The sequence below is a fragment of the Hymenobacter metallilatus genome (assembly GCF_003944705.1).
Lineage (GTDB): Bacteria > Bacteroidota > Bacteroidia > Cytophagales > Hymenobacteraceae > Hymenobacter > Hymenobacter metallilatus.
The window spans coordinates 209,171-222,408 of sequence record NZ_RWIS01000005.1 but is presented as its reverse complement, the minus strand read 5'-3'; the positions used below and the strand labels follow the sequence as shown (position 1 = coordinate 222,408).

17 protein-coding genes and 1 tRNA gene are annotated in these 13,238 nt (G+C 61.4%); 4 read left to right on the top strand and 14 right to left on the bottom strand.

The features are described 5' to 3' along the window. Window positions 1-100: 100 nt before the first annotated feature. A complete protein-coding gene (locus EI290_RS09720) occupies window positions 101-976 on the top strand; it encodes a transglutaminase-like domain-containing protein (protein WP_125429148.1) in 876 nt (291 codons plus the stop codon). 91 nt (window positions 977-1,067) lie between these two features. Here the strand turns inward: EI290_RS09720 and EI290_RS09715 are convergent, their stop codons facing one another. Then, entirely contained in the window at window positions 1,068-1,556 is a 489-nt protein-coding gene (locus tag EI290_RS09715) for an organic hydroperoxide resistance protein (protein ID WP_125429145.1), read from the bottom strand. Between the two features lie 150 nt (window positions 1,557-1,706). Here EI290_RS09715 and EI290_RS09710 point away from each other — a divergent pair. Both EI290_RS09710 and EI290_RS09705 read left to right on the top strand, forming a co-directional pair. Continuing rightward, a tRNA-Arg gene (locus EI290_RS09710) sits at window positions 1,707-1,781 on the top strand. A gap of 253 nt (window positions 1,782-2,034) precedes the next feature. Next, window positions 2,035-2,508 carry an RNA polymerase sigma factor gene (locus EI290_RS09705; protein WP_125429143.1) on the top strand — a complete coding sequence of 158 codons (474 nt, stop codon included), beginning with the start codon at window positions 2,035-2,037 and terminating at the stop codon, window positions 2,506-2,508. On the opposite strand, the gene EI290_RS09700 is transcribed toward EI290_RS09705, so the two are convergent. The 13 genes from EI290_RS09700 to EI290_RS09640 are packed head-to-tail and all read right to left on the bottom strand — an operon-like array spanning window position 2,505 to window position 10,342. Next, entirely contained in the window at window positions 2,505-3,053 is a 549-nt protein-coding gene (locus EI290_RS09700; RefSeq protein ID WP_221766249.1) for a glycoside hydrolase family 19 protein, read from the bottom strand. The genes EI290_RS09705 and EI290_RS09700 overlap by 4 nt on opposite strands. 8 nt (window positions 3,054-3,061) lie before the next feature. Continuing rightward, on the bottom strand, window positions 3,062-3,283 hold the full coding sequence (locus EI290_RS09695) for a hypothetical protein (protein ID WP_125429141.1): 222 nt from the start codon (window positions 3,281-3,283) through the stop codon (window positions 3,062-3,064). Beyond that, window positions 3,283-3,603, bottom strand: coding sequence for a hypothetical protein (locus EI290_RS09690; RefSeq protein WP_125429139.1), 321 nt, complete (start codon window positions 3,601-3,603; stop codon window positions 3,283-3,285). Before EI290_RS09690 ends, EI290_RS09695 begins: the two co-directional genes overlap by 1 nt. 25 nt (window positions 3,604-3,628) lie before the next feature. Further along, a complete protein-coding gene (locus tag EI290_RS09685) occupies window positions 3,629-3,907 on the bottom strand; it encodes a hypothetical protein (RefSeq protein WP_125429137.1) in 279 nt (92 codons plus the stop codon). After that, a complete protein-coding gene (locus EI290_RS09680) occupies window positions 3,904-4,173 on the bottom strand; it encodes a hypothetical protein (protein WP_125429135.1) in 270 nt (89 codons plus the stop codon). The genes EI290_RS09685 and EI290_RS09680 overlap by 4 nt, the downstream gene beginning before the upstream one ends. 3 nt (window positions 4,174-4,176) lie before the next feature. Then, window positions 4,177-4,656: a DUF6712 family protein gene (locus tag EI290_RS09675; RefSeq protein WP_125429133.1), complete on the bottom strand. Its 480-nt coding sequence runs from the start codon at window positions 4,654-4,656 to the stop codon at window positions 4,177-4,179. Continuing rightward, window positions 4,646-5,014: an SH3 beta-barrel fold-containing protein gene (locus EI290_RS09670; protein ID WP_125429131.1), complete on the bottom strand. Its 369-nt coding sequence runs from the start codon at window positions 5,012-5,014 to the stop codon at window positions 4,646-4,648. The genes EI290_RS09675 and EI290_RS09670 overlap by 11 nt, the downstream gene beginning before the upstream one ends. Continuing rightward, window positions 5,007-6,314 (bottom strand): phage portal family protein, encoded by a 1,308-nt coding sequence (locus EI290_RS09665; RefSeq protein ID WP_125429129.1) that lies wholly within the window; start codon window positions 6,312-6,314, stop codon window positions 5,007-5,009. Before EI290_RS09665 ends, EI290_RS09670 begins: the two co-directional genes overlap by 8 nt. Before the next feature lie 9 nt (window positions 6,315-6,323). Continuing rightward, window positions 6,324-6,767, bottom strand: a complete 444-nt coding sequence (locus tag EI290_RS09660) for a hypothetical protein (protein WP_148103629.1) — start codon at window positions 6,765-6,767, stop codon at window positions 6,324-6,326. A 28-nt stretch (window positions 6,768-6,795) separates the two neighbouring features. Continuing rightward, entirely contained in the window at window positions 6,796-7,332 is a 537-nt protein-coding gene (locus tag EI290_RS09655; RefSeq protein ID WP_125429125.1) for a hypothetical protein, read from the bottom strand. Next, complete coding sequence (locus tag EI290_RS09650) at window positions 7,316-7,771, bottom strand: hypothetical protein (protein ID WP_125429123.1); 456 nt, start codon at window positions 7,769-7,771, stop codon at window positions 7,316-7,318. The genes EI290_RS09655 and EI290_RS09650 overlap by 17 nt, the downstream gene beginning before the upstream one ends. A 1-nt stretch (window position 7,772) precedes the next feature. After that, entirely contained in the window at window positions 7,773-8,789 is a 1,017-nt protein-coding gene (locus EI290_RS09645; RefSeq protein ID WP_125429121.1) for a hypothetical protein, read from the bottom strand. A 41-nt stretch (window positions 8,790-8,830) separates the two neighbouring features. Then, window positions 8,831-10,342, bottom strand: coding sequence for an XkdF-like putative serine protease domain-containing protein (locus EI290_RS09640; protein WP_185816928.1), 1,512 nt, complete (start codon window positions 10,340-10,342; stop codon window positions 8,831-8,833). A 99-nt stretch (window positions 10,343-10,441) separates the two neighbouring features. Between EI290_RS09640 and EI290_RS09635 the strand changes: the two genes are divergently transcribed. Continuing rightward, window positions 10,442-13,237, top strand: a complete 2,796-nt coding sequence (locus tag EI290_RS09635; RefSeq protein WP_125429117.1) for a hypothetical protein — start codon at window positions 10,442-10,444, stop codon at window positions 13,235-13,237. Window position 13,238 lies beyond the last annotated feature (1 nt).

The window sequence follows — 13,238 nt, the reverse complement described above, 5'->3', positions numbered from 1 at the left end:
TTACAAGACCCATTCGGACTTCCGAATGGGTTTTTTGTTTGCCTGACCTTCAACCCCGGGGCCGGGGGTTGCGTTAAGAGCAACTCATCACGCATTGCCTATGTACCGCAGAACGTTTACGCTTCTTTTCACGGCGTTGAGCATGTCGCTTATGGCCCAGGGCCAGGCGCCAACTGCTGCGCCCGATTCCCCGTACCTGGCTACCCTCGACCCGGTTGCGTACCCTTTTCAGTTCAGTTCGCCCAAGGAACCCTACCTGACCCGGTTCCGGGAAATGTTTGGTCTGCAGGAAGTAGTTGCTCAGGAAACTACGGATCTGGGTCGGGCCCGGGCACTGTGCCAATGGGTGCATTTCCGGTTGGAGCATGACGGGCACAAGCAGTTCAAGTCTCAGGACCCGTTTGCCATTCTGAAAGCGGCGCAGGCAGGCCAGCAAGTGCAATGCGTAGAGTTTGGCCTCGTGCTGGCAGCCGCCTTCAATGCCGTGGGCATTCCGGCCCGTCCGCTTTACCTGAAAGCCGAGGACGTACAGACGCGGGCTTCCGCCGCCGGCCATGCGTTGGCTGAGGCCTGGCTCCCTGACCTGGGAAAATGGGTCATGGTGGATGCACAGGCGGATATAATTCCGATGCTGGGCACTACTCCACTCAACGCAGTAGAACTGCAGCAGGCTATAGCCGCCGATGCCGAAGGCCTTACCGTGTTGACATCTACGGATGCTAAACCTAAATCTTACTTTAAGTGGGTAAACCAGTACCTGTTTTACTTCGATACCGTTATGGATAACCGCTACGGTGTGAAGTCGGCCAGAACCGGACTAATGCTGGTGCCGCTGCGTGCTCATAAACCCGTAGTGTTCCAGCGCACTGAAGCCATTCATAACATTCGCTACACTAACTCGGTAGCTACTTTTTATGCCCCTCCTACCTCATCTACCGAAATGACGGCAAAGTCGGGTAGCCTCTCGGCTCCCTAAGCAACACGGTAGCCAAACTACTCCCGTACACGCAACGGCCCAGCTACTCAAAAAGTGGCCGGGCCGTTGCGTGCACGGGAATAATTAATGCCTAGGAACTGGCCTGCGCGGCCACTCCGGCATTTTCCTCAGCCTGTACCGGAATACTTTCTCCCTGCACCCGCAGCTCTACCTCCATATTGCCGCGGGTACCCACCGAATAAGGGCAGATTCGGTGCGCCTGCCGGACCATCTCAATGGTTTTGTCCCGGTCGAATGACTTTAGGTCAACATCCAGCACTGCCGATAAACCATAGCCTTCACCTTCCTGGAAAAGCGAAACGGCACATTTTACTTCAGTTTGCGGGTCCAGCCGGTCGCCAGCGCGCTGGGCAATAACAAGCAGTGCCTGCTGGAAACAGGAGGAATAACCGGCAGCGAATAGCTCCTCGGGATTTGTCGCTCCTTTTTTACCTCCCAGCCCCTCCGGCACCGACATATCCAGATCGATAATGCCGGTAGTGGAGCGTACGTGGCCACTACGGCCACCAATGGCCGTTGCTTCGGCCGTATACAGGGTCTTTTTTTCGGTGCTGGCCATACAAAATGGGTGTAGTATCAGAATTAGTGTGATGAGTTAACTCCCCTGAGCAACCGAAGGTTACTGAAACAGAGTGCAGGATTTTGCAGAAAATGCAGAAAGCGGTTTGGCAACAGCCGGTTTTCTGGCTAGTTTTGCCCCTGCTTACCGGGTCGCGTAGTACAACGGATAGTATGGGAGTCTCCGAAGCTCTTGATCTAGGTTCGATTCCTAGCGCGACCACCACGTAGTAACAAAACCCCGATTCCAGTCCGGAATCGGGGTTTTGTTTTTACAGTGTGTGATGCAGTGTGCGAGAGTATATAAAAACGCCCCGACCTAACCGGCCGGGGCGCTGTATTTCCACCTACAGAGTACCACAAGAAATATTAAGTACAATTCTCCCTAAGCTGGGCGGGAAGCGGGGTAATTTCCATCCTTATCCCGTCCCATGTCAGCCGATAAAGCCGCCGTATTTTTATCTTCTATTGCTCCTCACATGCTTCGCCTGGTCAGTTATGCCCGGCACGTCATTGGCCACCAGCGGGCCGACGCCGAGGAGTTGCTCCACGAGGCTATCCTGACCTGCCACCGCCGCATTGAGGCCCGGGGCTTCCAGGGCGAAGACGATGCCATGGTGGGCTACCTCTACCAGCAGATCAAGCACGAGTACGATTGCCAGCGCCGCTCGGCCCGCCGGCATCCGGAGCACGAGCTGCCGGGCCAGGTGCCCGACCAGCTGGAGGAGGCCCCTACCCCGGCCGGGCCGTGCCCCGATGCCGTGCACGTGTTCCTGCACCAGCACTTCTCCCCCGCCGACTGTGCGCTGTGGGAGTATCACTTGGCAGGCGTCACGCTGGAGGAAATCGGCTTTCTCACCGGCTCGACGAAAAGCACCGTGCACCGGCACCTCGATAAAATCCGGGAGGCGCTGCGAAAGGAGTTTCGCACCTGGGACGACGACCAGGACTAAACCGGCACTACCCCGCCCGGCACGCCCAGCGCCGCGGCGGCCACCAGGAAGCGCCGCTCCCGGTCGGCGTAGCCGTTGGTGCCACCATTGATACGTTTAGTGATGGTCAGGAAGAAATTCCCGTCGGCCAGCGCGTTCAGGTTCCGGCTGCTCCAGTACCACCCAGCCGACAGCGCGGCGTACAGTGGCTGCTCCAGTAGCAGCGGGTTGGCCACGAAGTCCACCCCGAAGGCCTTGCTGAGCGCGAAGTAGTTGGCGCGGCCCGTAATCTGAATGAGGCCGCGCCCCCGGAAGCGCACCCCGTCGCCGGGCTGCACGTTGCCCAGATCCTTCCGGCCCTCATAGGCGGCTCCGCTGGCATATTCGCGCACGGCATCGAGGCCGCACGACTCGTGGCCAATCTGAGCCAGGAAGTGCGCCACCCGGAGCGGGGTGTTAATCTTGTACTTGGCCAGGGTCTTGTTTACTGGCTCCAGAAACTTGTCGGCCTCGGCGGCCGTGCAGCCGATGAGGGCTGCCATAAGGAGTTGTTTGGTCAGTTGCACGTGGGCAGCTAGTTAAGAGTGGGGGTATCCTCGCAGGTGAGCGAGGCTAGGGCCACAACGACCCCGCCGGCGACGACGCAATACCCGCCGGCAATCGGTAGCCAGGGCGGCAGCACGGGAGCGGCGGCGGCCATGGCTGTGCCAGCCGAGCCCAGAAATAACCCAAACCGGCGTACTTTTTTCCAGAAAGCCGGCGTCGGGGCTTTCAAGCGGTGTAGTATTTCCTGCATTATGGAGCTAGTGAGAGGTAGACAATAGAGCCCAGCACCGTTGTAAGCCCGGCTACCAGCCACCCCCGCCGGCGGGCCCGGCCCTGCCAGAGCTGAGAGCGTTGCTGGCTCACGTCGAGCCGGCGGCTGAGCAGCTGCGTGGCCCGGGCCGAGGAATCGGCGGCCGAGCGGAGCGTGACTACCTGCCGGCGCCGGAGGCTGTCGGCCGCGGTGAGCTGCACGAGCAGGCGGGTTTGCACCTGGTGCGCCTCCCGGAGCACATCGTAGCGCCGAAGGGCGTCGGTTACAGTATTTGCCTGAGTCCGGGGCACACAAATCATGTCATCCTGAGCAGGACGAAGGACCTTATTGGTAGTCTGACAGGTAGCGCGTAACGCGGTCAGCAGGCCAAGCAGAAGCAGGAGTGCGGCGAATTTCTTCATTGCGGGTTTGGAAGGTTTTCAGCTCCCGGCGCGTACGGGCCAGGGTGCTGTCGTATTCGGTGAGTTGAGACTGTTGCCAGCCGGCCAGCAGCTGCAGGCTGTCGGCCGTGCGCTGGAGCCGTGCCACCCGGGCGGCTTCGGGGTTGGGTTTGGGCTGGCAGGCCGTAGCCAGTACCAGGCCCATGAGCAGGAGCTTCCTCATATGTCGGAGGGGTTGGGAGGTGGAATAATGCCCTTGGATATCAGCCACCGCGTGAGCGAGTCGTGGCTTTTGCGGAGGCTGGTATTCTCGGCGTCGATGCGCTCCACGTGCTCGGCCAGTCGCTTCGTTTCGGCGGCGTTGGTGTTGAGGGCCGCCGTCAGGGCTTTGACGTTGCCCACCAGGTCCTTTGCATTCCAGGCCAGCAGGCCGAAGGTTGCCGAGCAGAGCGTGCCCAGCAGCAGTTTTATAATTTCTTCTACTGACACGGTTTACAGGACAATGCCCCCGGAACGGCGGCGAATGGGCGTATAAGGGGGAGCTTCGGGGTACGTGGTGCGGCGGGCCTCAATCCACTTTTTCAGGTCGCCGGTGCGGTCTTCCGCTTCGGTCTGAATAGTTTTCTTCAGCTCGTTGTAGGCCCCGGGGCTCAGGGGCTGGCCACTATCGACGAGGCCGGAGTTGGTGGTGCGCAGGTTCAGGAAGGGCAAACTCTGGAAGTACACCCACTGCCCTAGCATCGGCTCCAGTGCGGTATGCAGCTCGTCGAGGCGGTCGGGCATCGGCACGGGTTGCGGCTGCTGCTCGGCCCGGTAGGCGTCGCACACCAGCTCGTAGAGCGGCCCCAGTACCGGCACCAGGTACTTCTCCTGCGCCCGGATGATGCGCGGCTCGAAGTAGGTAGGCGACACATTTCTCTCCACGTCGGTAAACTCGTGGATGCGGCTTGCGGCGAGTAGTTTAGTTTCCATCGAGGGGGGCGGCGTAGTTGAGCACCTTGCCGGTTTTTGGATCCAGATAATTGAGAATGCTCACCACCTCCACCGACCGGAATGAGCGCCACGCCTTTTTGCCGTAGTCGTAGTAGGTTTTCGTGGTGCGCGAATACGGCCGGAAACTCTTGGGCTGCTTGCTGGCCGGCACCAGCTGCAGGTTGCGCGTCCCCTCGGCCAGCCGAATGCGCCCCTTGGGGCTCCCACCCCGGGCCGAGCCATCGGTTACCGTCTGGTAGGTGAAGCGCACGGCCGTTTTGCCCAGCAAGTCGAGCAGGTACTCCTTATTGCCCCACTTCTTGCGCTGGTGGAGCTGTACCCGAAGCGTCCTAGCCATCACGTAGCGCCTCCAACACCGTGCGCTGCAGGCTTTCGCCGGTATCGGTGGGGTTTGGGTCGGGACCCTCTCCCATCTCAGCCTTTTCCTCGGCAGTGAGCTCCGGCTCATCAATCCATTTCCGGAGACGCGAGGCCGGCAGAATCTGCTCGAGCAGGTTTTCCGAGAACGTCATGCGCACCGGCAGGCTGGTGGTGATGTCGAGCGTCTCCACGGCCTCCTCCTCCACGTCGCAGTACTCGAGCAGCCGGCGGAAGTCTTCACAGAGTTCCTCCTGCTCCGGGCGGCACTCGGTATTGTAGAACAGCTCGTAGGCGTTGCGCAGCTCGTTGCCGTTGCCGCCGAGGCTACCGGTGCCGGGAATGCCGGCAATCACCGGCGAGGTGAAGCCGTTGGCGGTGAGAATCTTCTGCTGGCAGAGTTCGGCGTAGGTATCGTAGAGCGTTTCCCCATTGGCTGTCGTGTAGCTCAGCAGCTTCGTGGACTCCGGATCCGTGATACCGGTCATCACCATCAGCGACTTGCCGCGGGCCCCGGTGAACTTGTCCTGAATCTTCTTCTCGAATTTCTGGGCTGCCTCCTCCGGCGTCAGCCCCTCCCCTTCCGGCTCCTCCTTCGTCACCAGGATGGTGTTCACGGCGAAGCGGTTCTGCACGTTGCTCAGGTGGAACTCCGACAGGTCGCGCTCCAGCTGGGCGTAGTTGATGGCCGCCCAGTACTCTGGCTCCGGGTAGTACTCGATGTCGTCCGACTCGGTGATGCTCACGTAGAGCTGCCGCTTCTGCTCACGGGCCAGCTCCGGGTTGAAGGCCGGAATGGATACCGGCTTATTCTTGCCCCGGGGGTTGGCCCAGTCGCGCGACACGAAATACTCCTCACTCTCCCCCTCGTCGTTCCACTTGCCAAAGCGCACCTGCTTGAAGCGCTGGTAGTGGAGCTGGGTAATCTGCGTGCCGTCCTCATTCCAAATGACCTGCACCGCCCACCCGCGAAAGGTGCGCTTGTCGAGGGTAATCTGCTTGAGCAGCTGCTTGGCCGAACGCTTACCGTCGATTTTCTTGAAAAACTCGAACAGCTTGGGGGCGTCCTGTTTATCGACGGCAAAGCCACTGCCGGCAATGAGCCGGGCGGCCGTGTTGATGCAGCGGGCCAGCGTCGTCGAGCGTTTTTTGATGGCCAGCAGCTCGTCGAAAAACAGGTTGTTGGCCCCAATATTCACCCACTCGCCCCCCGTACCCTTGGTTTTCACCACGGGCGGGGCGGGAATGACGAGCGAGAGGGCCACGGAAACGACTTGCATGAAAGAAGCTTAGAGGAGGTTGAGAAAGCCCGGAATGAGGGCGGCGGCTACCCGGTCGGCCTTGCGGGTGGCCTGGCTGGCGAGGCTCACGGACAATTCCACGCCGGGCGTGTCGGCGACATCGAGCGAGAGGCCGAACTCGGCCCCGGCCCACCACCAGCGGCCCTGCAGGTCCTGGGCCAGCGCGTGCACCGGGCCGGTGGCCAGGTCGAGGGCGGCCCCGGCGAGGGAGCCGGCGGCATCGGTGGTGGAGAGGCTGAGCTTCTGCGTGACGAGCGGCCCCTGCTGCGTGAGCTGGCCCTGCTCCGAGAGCTGGCCAACGGTGCGGCCCACCAGCAGCAGACCGCCGGCAACGGAAAGGCCCAGCGTACTCACCTCCCGCCGGTCGGGGGTCGAGTAGAAATACTCGACCCCCGGTTGGAATGGTGTGAGCAGCAGGGCCCGGATACCCATTGCCGAATAGGTAGCCCCGGCCATCGGCTTAGGCGACCAGGGCGGCTTTGATGCTGTCGAACGCGGCCGGCGCCACTTCCAGCGGCCGGCCGTTTTCGGCACCGGCCACGGCAATGTCGTAGCCGTTCAGGTCGCCGGCGGCGGCCCCGGTCGAGCCGTCGTTTTTCTCCGCCTGCAGGCCGTTGAGAATGCCAGCAATCCAGCGCTTACCCCGGCGGTCGGTCACCAGGTACGTGTGCGGCTCCAGGTCCATGGCCGCAGCGGCGGCCGATTTCTCCTGCGAGGCACCGCCCAGCACCAGGGCGAGGGTTTGCTTCACGTAGGTGGAGGCCCCGAATTGGGTGGCGAAGTCGAGCTTTACCTTGTCCTTGTCGGAGTCGAGGGCGACCACCTTCACACCGGCGGCAACTACGGCCGTGGCCACGCTGCCGTCCTGGGCGTAGGTGTAGGTAACGGAAGGCGTCACGCCATCGGCCAGGAACGTGGCGAAGGCCAGCACCGTCACGAGGGCACCGCCCTGGTTGTAGGCATTGGCCTGTTTTACTGAGTTAGTGAGCTTGGGCATTATCGGGGGAAATTTCAGTGATAGAATCAGCGTCACCGCCGGCGGCAGCCAGGGCCGCATTTTCGTCGAAATAGGCAGTGCCAGCTACCACGTAGCCCTTCTCCAGTCCGTAGCGCTGGAGCAGCTCCCGGATTTCGGCGTGTTCGTCGGTCGGCTCCTGCTGCTCAGTTGCGGCCGGCTCGATGGCAGCATCCTGGGCCGGATGGGTCTGCTTGTAGGCTTCGAACTCCTGCTGCAGCTGCTGGAGCTTTTGCTCGGCTTCGATGCGGCCATTCTTTTCGCGCGACACCGACAGCTTCAGCCCCTTCACTTGCTGCTCCAGCTTCAGCTCAGCCTCCGACTTCGTGATGGGCAGGCCCGACTCGGCGGCCGTGGCCACCGATTGACGCGGGGCAGTGGCTTCCACTGCCCCGGTCGTTTCGTTGGTTACTGCGTCCATCTTAGAGCGAGAGCACCTTTTTACCAGAGTTGAGCACCGTCGTGTCGGCGGCCGCTACCATCTTGAAAAAGAGGTCGTCGGAGTAGTTATTCACCTTGCCAACTTCGAAGGTGCTGTCATCCGACGTCAGGTCGCAGGCGTGCACGAAGTCACCATCTTCACCGGCCTTGCCAGCGAAACGAGGGCCACCGGTGGGCACGAACTCAACCGGCACGTTCAGGAACGTCACCTTGGCGTCTTTGCCCTGGCCTGTTACCACGAACTTGTCCTTGAACTCGGCGTTCAGGTTGGCCAGCTGCAGAATCTGGAAATCGTCGAGGGGTGCGAAGATTACCACGTTGCCCTCCTCCAGCTCGGCTTTGTCGATCTTCTTGTAGATGTCGGCGTAGGCCGTCACGATGTTGCTTTCCACAACACCGCCGGCGGGAGCCGCTACAAACTTCACCACACCACCGCCCACAGTGCTGTCAGTAGCCGAAATCATGCGGGCAATCAGACCATCGAACTCGCCATCTGGCTGAGCAGCGGCCCACGCCTTCTGAGCGGCGGGAACACCGGCAGCGCCCGCAATCGTGGCCTTCGTCTCAGGCGTAATCGATTGGTAGATCAGCTCCTCGTAGCTCTTACCCATGCGGGGCACGAGGTAGGTGGTGGTAGCCTTCTCAAACTCCGTCGAGCCGATGTTGGCCGCACCGGGTGCCATGGAGGCACCGAAGCGGGTGGAGCGCAACTGGTTCATCAGCCAGTTGTCAAAGGCCATGATTTTCTTCGGCATCACCTTCCGGTCGCCGAATTTCATGTCATTCTTAGAAGCCAGGGCGTCGATATCGGTTTCCCGAATCTTCTCCTTGTACTTCTGCCACGCCACTTTCCCCGAAATCGAGGTCAGAATGCGCTCATTCTTCACGTTATCCTCCTGGCGCAACAGTCGGCGCTCGGCGGTACGGTTGGCTTCCAGCACGGCCGCGTAAATCTCTTGGGCGTGCTCACCGGTAAAATTGATAGGATTGTACTCCATGAGTGAATTGGCCCGAAGGCAGGTTGAAAAAAGGTGGTAGATTATTTGGTTTCGGCCTTTTTACCGTTCGCCTGGGCCGCACTCAGGCGCTGTTTCCACACGGGCATTTCGCCAGCTTGCTGCTCGGCTTTCTCGGCGCCTTTGTCGCCGGCCAGCTTCACGGGAGCAGCGGCGGGCTTGGCCTTGAGCTTCAGGTTGGCCTCGGCCAGCTCAGCCCGGAGGTTGGCAATGACCGTTTTGTCGGCCTCGGCCGCCTTCTCGGTGGCTTCGAGCTGAGCTGAAAGAGTTTCGGTGGTTTCGTACCACCACTGGTCGAGCGACACCTTGAACATCACGCCGTCCGCCGTCTTGTACTTGCCGCTCTTGAGCAGCTGGCCCGACGCGTCGTAGAGCTTTTTGGAAATCGGGTCGTGCTTGACGACCTCGCCCGTATCGAGCGTGATTTCGGCCATGGTCACGGCCGCCGGCGTCTCGGTGGTATCGGCCTCGGCCAGCTTCTGCTCGGCCATTTTCATGTCATCGCTAGCTGCAGTGGCCTCCAACTCATCTCCGGCATACCACTTGTGCACCGTGCCGTCGGGAAGCTTGACGGCATAGAAGCCGTCTTTGACTTCGGCAATGGTCAGGGCCAGGCCTTTGTGCTCCGGCATGTGCTCCTTGCCGGCCTGCACCTTCACGGCGTCGCCGCTGGCAAACGTGGCGGCCATAGCGGTGTCAGTGGTATCCGTAGTATCAGCCGCGGCCACTACCTTCATGCCGTCCTTCACCACCAGCTCGCCACCGTCCTTGAGTTTGTAGGTACCATCGGCCACCAGCTCGCCCCGGTTGCCCTCGGCATCGAGGCTGAATACCTCGCCGGTGGTGTCGTCTACTTCCACGCTCGAATCGTCGTCGAGCGTGAGCATGGCCAGGCTGACGCCGACCACGAGTTTCTTCAGCTCACTGAAGAACGCGGCCAGTTTATTGGCCGGCTTGGGGGTTTTCTGCACGGATTTGGGGGTTGGTTGAATGGAAGAAAGCTGCGCGGAGAGGGTGGTGTAAGCCAGCAAACCCTCGATGGAAAAGCCCTTCACGTTGCCGGTTTCCACCTCATCGGCCCAGAGCTTGGCATCCGTCACCTTGTAGCTGGCCATCCACGTGCCCACCGGCACCTGCTCGGCCGTGAAGCCCAGCGCGTAGGCCTTGTCCTGGGTGCTGTCCGTCACCAGCCAGGACTCTTTACAGAAATTGCCCTCCAGCGCGGTGTCGTGCTGCAGGTTGGTGGCGTGGGTGTTCTGCTGCTCGTGGAAACGCTCGTGCATCTGCTCGATGCACTCGGCTGAGAAGTTGAGGTAGTAGAGCTGGCCCTTGTCGTCGAGGCGGGCAATCTGCTTGTTGGGAATGAGCACCGGCCCCGTGAGCACCTGCTTCTTGGCATCGGCCTTCAGGGCCACGGGTAGCGTCTGCTCAGCCGACAAGGCCACGAAATCCACGCCGATAGCGGGCTTATCCACGAACGAAACCAGGCTCACTCCTACTTCCGGAGCGGCGGGCGCGAACTGAACGGCGTACACGGGGGGCTTTTTCTGCGGCATGTTGCCCCTATCACGCCGGCCCCTCCGATTTTTCCCACGGGCACCGGGAAAAAAGCATCCGGCGGCCGTGATAGAGGCATGATAACCAAAGCCTACAAAATCACAATTGACGGGCAGGAGGCTCTCGCCACCACCGGCCAACTGAAAAAGGAAATCGAGCGGCTGGAGGAGGAGCTGGATAAGGTCCAACTCGGCTCACCGGAAGCCGACGCCTACGTGCGCGAGCTGGGCAAGGCCAAGGCCGCGCTCAAAGGGCTAGAGGAGTCGATAGACGTGGCCTTTGATAAGGACAAGGCCGGGGCCTTCGTCGATGCCGCCGCCGGTCTGGCCGGTGCGTTCGAAGTGGGCACGGTGGCCGCCACCAACTTCGGCCTGGTGTCGGCCGAGAGTGCCGAGGCCTACCAGAAACGGCTCACCGAGCTGATTGCCGTAGTGCAAGGCCTCGAAGCCGTGCACAAACTCACCACCAACGAAGTATCCACCGCGCTAAAGGGGGCCTGGTCGGATGCCAAGCGCGTTATTCTGGGCTACCTGGGCATTGGCGAGGCAGCCACGGCCAGCGGTACCGCCGCGGCCACCAGCGGCAAGGTGGCCCGCCTGGCACTGGCCAGCATCGGCATTGGCGTACTACTGCTGCTGCTGGGCCTGGTGGTGACCAACTGGGATAAAATCACCGGCGCCGTAGAGCGCAACCGGGAGAAAGTGGTGGGAGCCCTCAAATACATCTCCCCTCCTATCTACGGGCTGATTTCGCTACTCGACGAGGTAACCAAACGCTTCGGCGGGCTAAGCCAGCTGGCCTCCGGGCTGGGCGCGGCCCTGGTGGAGAGCTTCAGCGTCGCCGGCGACGTGCTGGGCAAGCTGCTGCAGGGCGACGTGACCGGGGCGCTCGACGAGGCCCGCAAGTTCGGCACCCGCACGAGTGAGGCCTTCGACAAAGGCGTTACCGAGAAAAACGCCGAGCTGGCCGAGGAGCGGGACCGAAAGGAAGCCGTGGGCCGGGCCGAGCGCCTGAAGCGCCAAATTGCCGAGGAGGAGGCCGCCGGCCGGGAGGTTTTCGCGCTTAAAAAGCGCCTGCTCGACGAGGAAATAAAGCAGCTGGATAAATCGGCAGCTGACTACGCGACGAAGCTGGCCGATAAGCAGTCGGAAATCCGGGCCCTGACCAATGCCCATACGAAGCAGCTGGCCGACGATGCCGAAAAAGCCCGTAAGGAAGAGGAGGCTAAGCAGAAGGCAGCCACCGAAAAGGCCCAGAAAGAGGCCGAGGAACGATACGCCAAGCTCCGGGCGGCCCAAAAGGAGGCCTCCGAGAAGGAATTGGCCGCCAATGAGGAGGAGCGCAAGCGCAGAATTGCCCTGTCCAGGGCCACCGGCGGCTCCCAGCAGGCCATTTTACGGGCCGAAATTGATGCCGCCAAGGATGCGCAGGTGGAGCTCCTGCTCAACGGCAAGGGGTTTGGCTCCGACTACCTGGCCTTGAAAGAGGAAATCCGGGTGAAGGAGCAGCAGATTATCGACGCGAACCTGGCCGACCAGAAAAAAGCCCTCGACGACCGGGCCGCCCTCCAGAGCAGGGAGCTGGCCGACTTGGACGAGGTGCAATTTGGCCGGCTCAGCCGCCTGCAGCGGGCAGGTGCCAGTGAGCAGCAGCTCGATAAGCAGCGCCTCGACGATTTACGGGAGCGGCAAAAGCTCATGGAGAAATTCGGCCTCACAGCTTCGCGGGCCTTCCAGGAGGTACTCAACTCCATCGACGAACTGGAGAAGAAACTCAAGCCTAAAACCCTCACCCTCGGCCAATCTATTCTAAAGGCCCTGTTTGGCCTGACCAATGAGGCGGCTGGTGAGTTAGCAGGAGCTCTGACTGAAATTTTCGGGCAAGTGTACCAGGCTGCTCAGATCTTCAACGACCTGTTTTTTCAACAGGCCGACGAGCGGCTGGCTCAACAAATACAGAAGTACGACGACCAGCTGGCCGCGCTGCAGGACCGGGGCAAAACCATCGAGCAGGAGCTGGCCGACGCCACCCGCACCCGGGAGCAATTGGAGAAGGACGTGGATAGCCAGCGCGGCGCACGTCGGGAGGCTACCATTGCCCGCATTGCGAAGGAACGGGCCGAGGAAAGCCGCCTGGCCAGAGAGAAAGCCAAAAACGACGCCGAACAGCTGAAGGCAGCCAAGCTGAAGGAGGATGCCGAAAAACGCCGGCAGGAGCTCCAGAAGCAAAGCCAGATACTTTCGGAGTCGGCCCAGCTTGCCGCCAACGGGGCCACGGCCGCCGAGGCTATTCTGGCCGGTGTGCGAGCCGTATCGGGGGCCAACGCTATTCCGTTCCCCGGAAACCTAATAGCCGTAGTGTCGGCGCTGGCAGCCACTGCTTCAGCCATTGCCAGCGCGAAAAAGCTGGGCGCAACCATCAAAGGAGCGAACGGTGGCTTGCTCGAAGGACCCTCCCACGCGCTGGGTGGTATTCGCGGTACTGGCCGTTTCGCCAATGTGGAAGTAGAGGGCGGCGAGGCCTTGACCAACCGCCAAGCTACAGCCAACAACCTGAGCACGCTGGCCACCATCAACAAGTACGGGGCGCGGGTGCAATTCGTAGCCATCCCGCGGGCCCTCGTGCGCGGGACAAGTGGTGGCCAGCTCTCGACCGATGGTGGACTCGACGTAGCCACCGCCAACGGGGGCGACATGGTCACGGTGCCGGCGGCCCAGCTGGAGCGCACCAACCAACTACTGGAGCAGCTCGTGGGCCACGCCGCTATTACCGCTACGAAGGAGCCGTTTGTGTTTGATGGGCCCAACAGCCGGCGAATTGCCGACCGGGCCGATCAGGAAAAGGCCGATGCCGGCGGCGGCCGGCTGTTCTAAC

Bases quoted from the DNA above. Each gene is read 5' to 3' on its own strand.
- EI290_RS09665 (WP_125429129.1), bottom strand. From the start codon at position 6,314: ATGCAAGTCGTTTCCGTGGCCCTCTCGCTCGTCATTCCCGCCCCGCCC.
- EI290_RS09685 (WP_125429137.1), bottom strand. From the start codon at position 3,907: ATGAGGAAGCTCCTGCTCATGGGCCTGGTACTGGCTACGGCCTGCCAG.
- EI290_RS09705 (WP_125429143.1), top strand. From the start codon at position 2,035: ATGCTTCGCCTGGTCAGTTATGCCCGGCACGTCATTGGCCACCAGCGG.
- EI290_RS09675 (WP_125429133.1), bottom strand. From the start codon at position 4,656: ATGGAAACTAAACTACTCGCCGCAAGCCGCATCCACGAGTTTACCGAC.
- EI290_RS09655 (WP_125429125.1), bottom strand. From the start codon at position 7,332: ATGCCCAAGCTCACTAACTCAGTAAAACAGGCCAATGCCTACAACCAG.
- EI290_RS09695 (WP_125429141.1), bottom strand. From the start codon at position 3,283: ATGCAGGAAATACTACACCGCTTGAAAGCCCCGACGCCGGCTTTCTGG.
- EI290_RS09670 (WP_125429131.1), bottom strand. From the start codon at position 5,014: ATGGCTAGGACGCTTCGGGTACAGCTCCACCAGCGCAAGAAGTGGGGC.
- EI290_RS09690 (WP_125429139.1), bottom strand. From the start codon at position 3,603: ATGATTTGTGTGCCCCGGACTCAGGCAAATACTGTAACCGACGCCCTT.
- EI290_RS09650 (WP_125429123.1), bottom strand. From the start codon at position 7,771: ATGGACGCAGTAACCAACGAAACGACCGGGGCAGTGGAAGCCACTGCC.
- EI290_RS09715 (WP_125429145.1), bottom strand. From the start codon at position 1,556: ATGGCCAGCACCGAAAAAAAGACCCTGTATACGGCCGAAGCAACGGCC.
- EI290_RS09635 (WP_125429117.1), top strand. From the start codon at position 10,442: ATGATAACCAAAGCCTACAAAATCACAATTGACGGGCAGGAGGCTCTC.
- EI290_RS09720 (WP_125429148.1), top strand. From the start codon at position 101: ATGTACCGCAGAACGTTTACGCTTCTTTTCACGGCGTTGAGCATGTCG.
- EI290_RS09660 (WP_148103629.1), bottom strand. From the start codon at position 6,767: ATGGGTATCCGGGCCCTGCTGCTCACACCATTCCAACCGGGGGTCGAG.
- EI290_RS09645 (WP_125429121.1), bottom strand. From the start codon at position 8,789: ATGGAGTACAATCCTATCAATTTTACCGGTGAGCACGCCCAAGAGATT.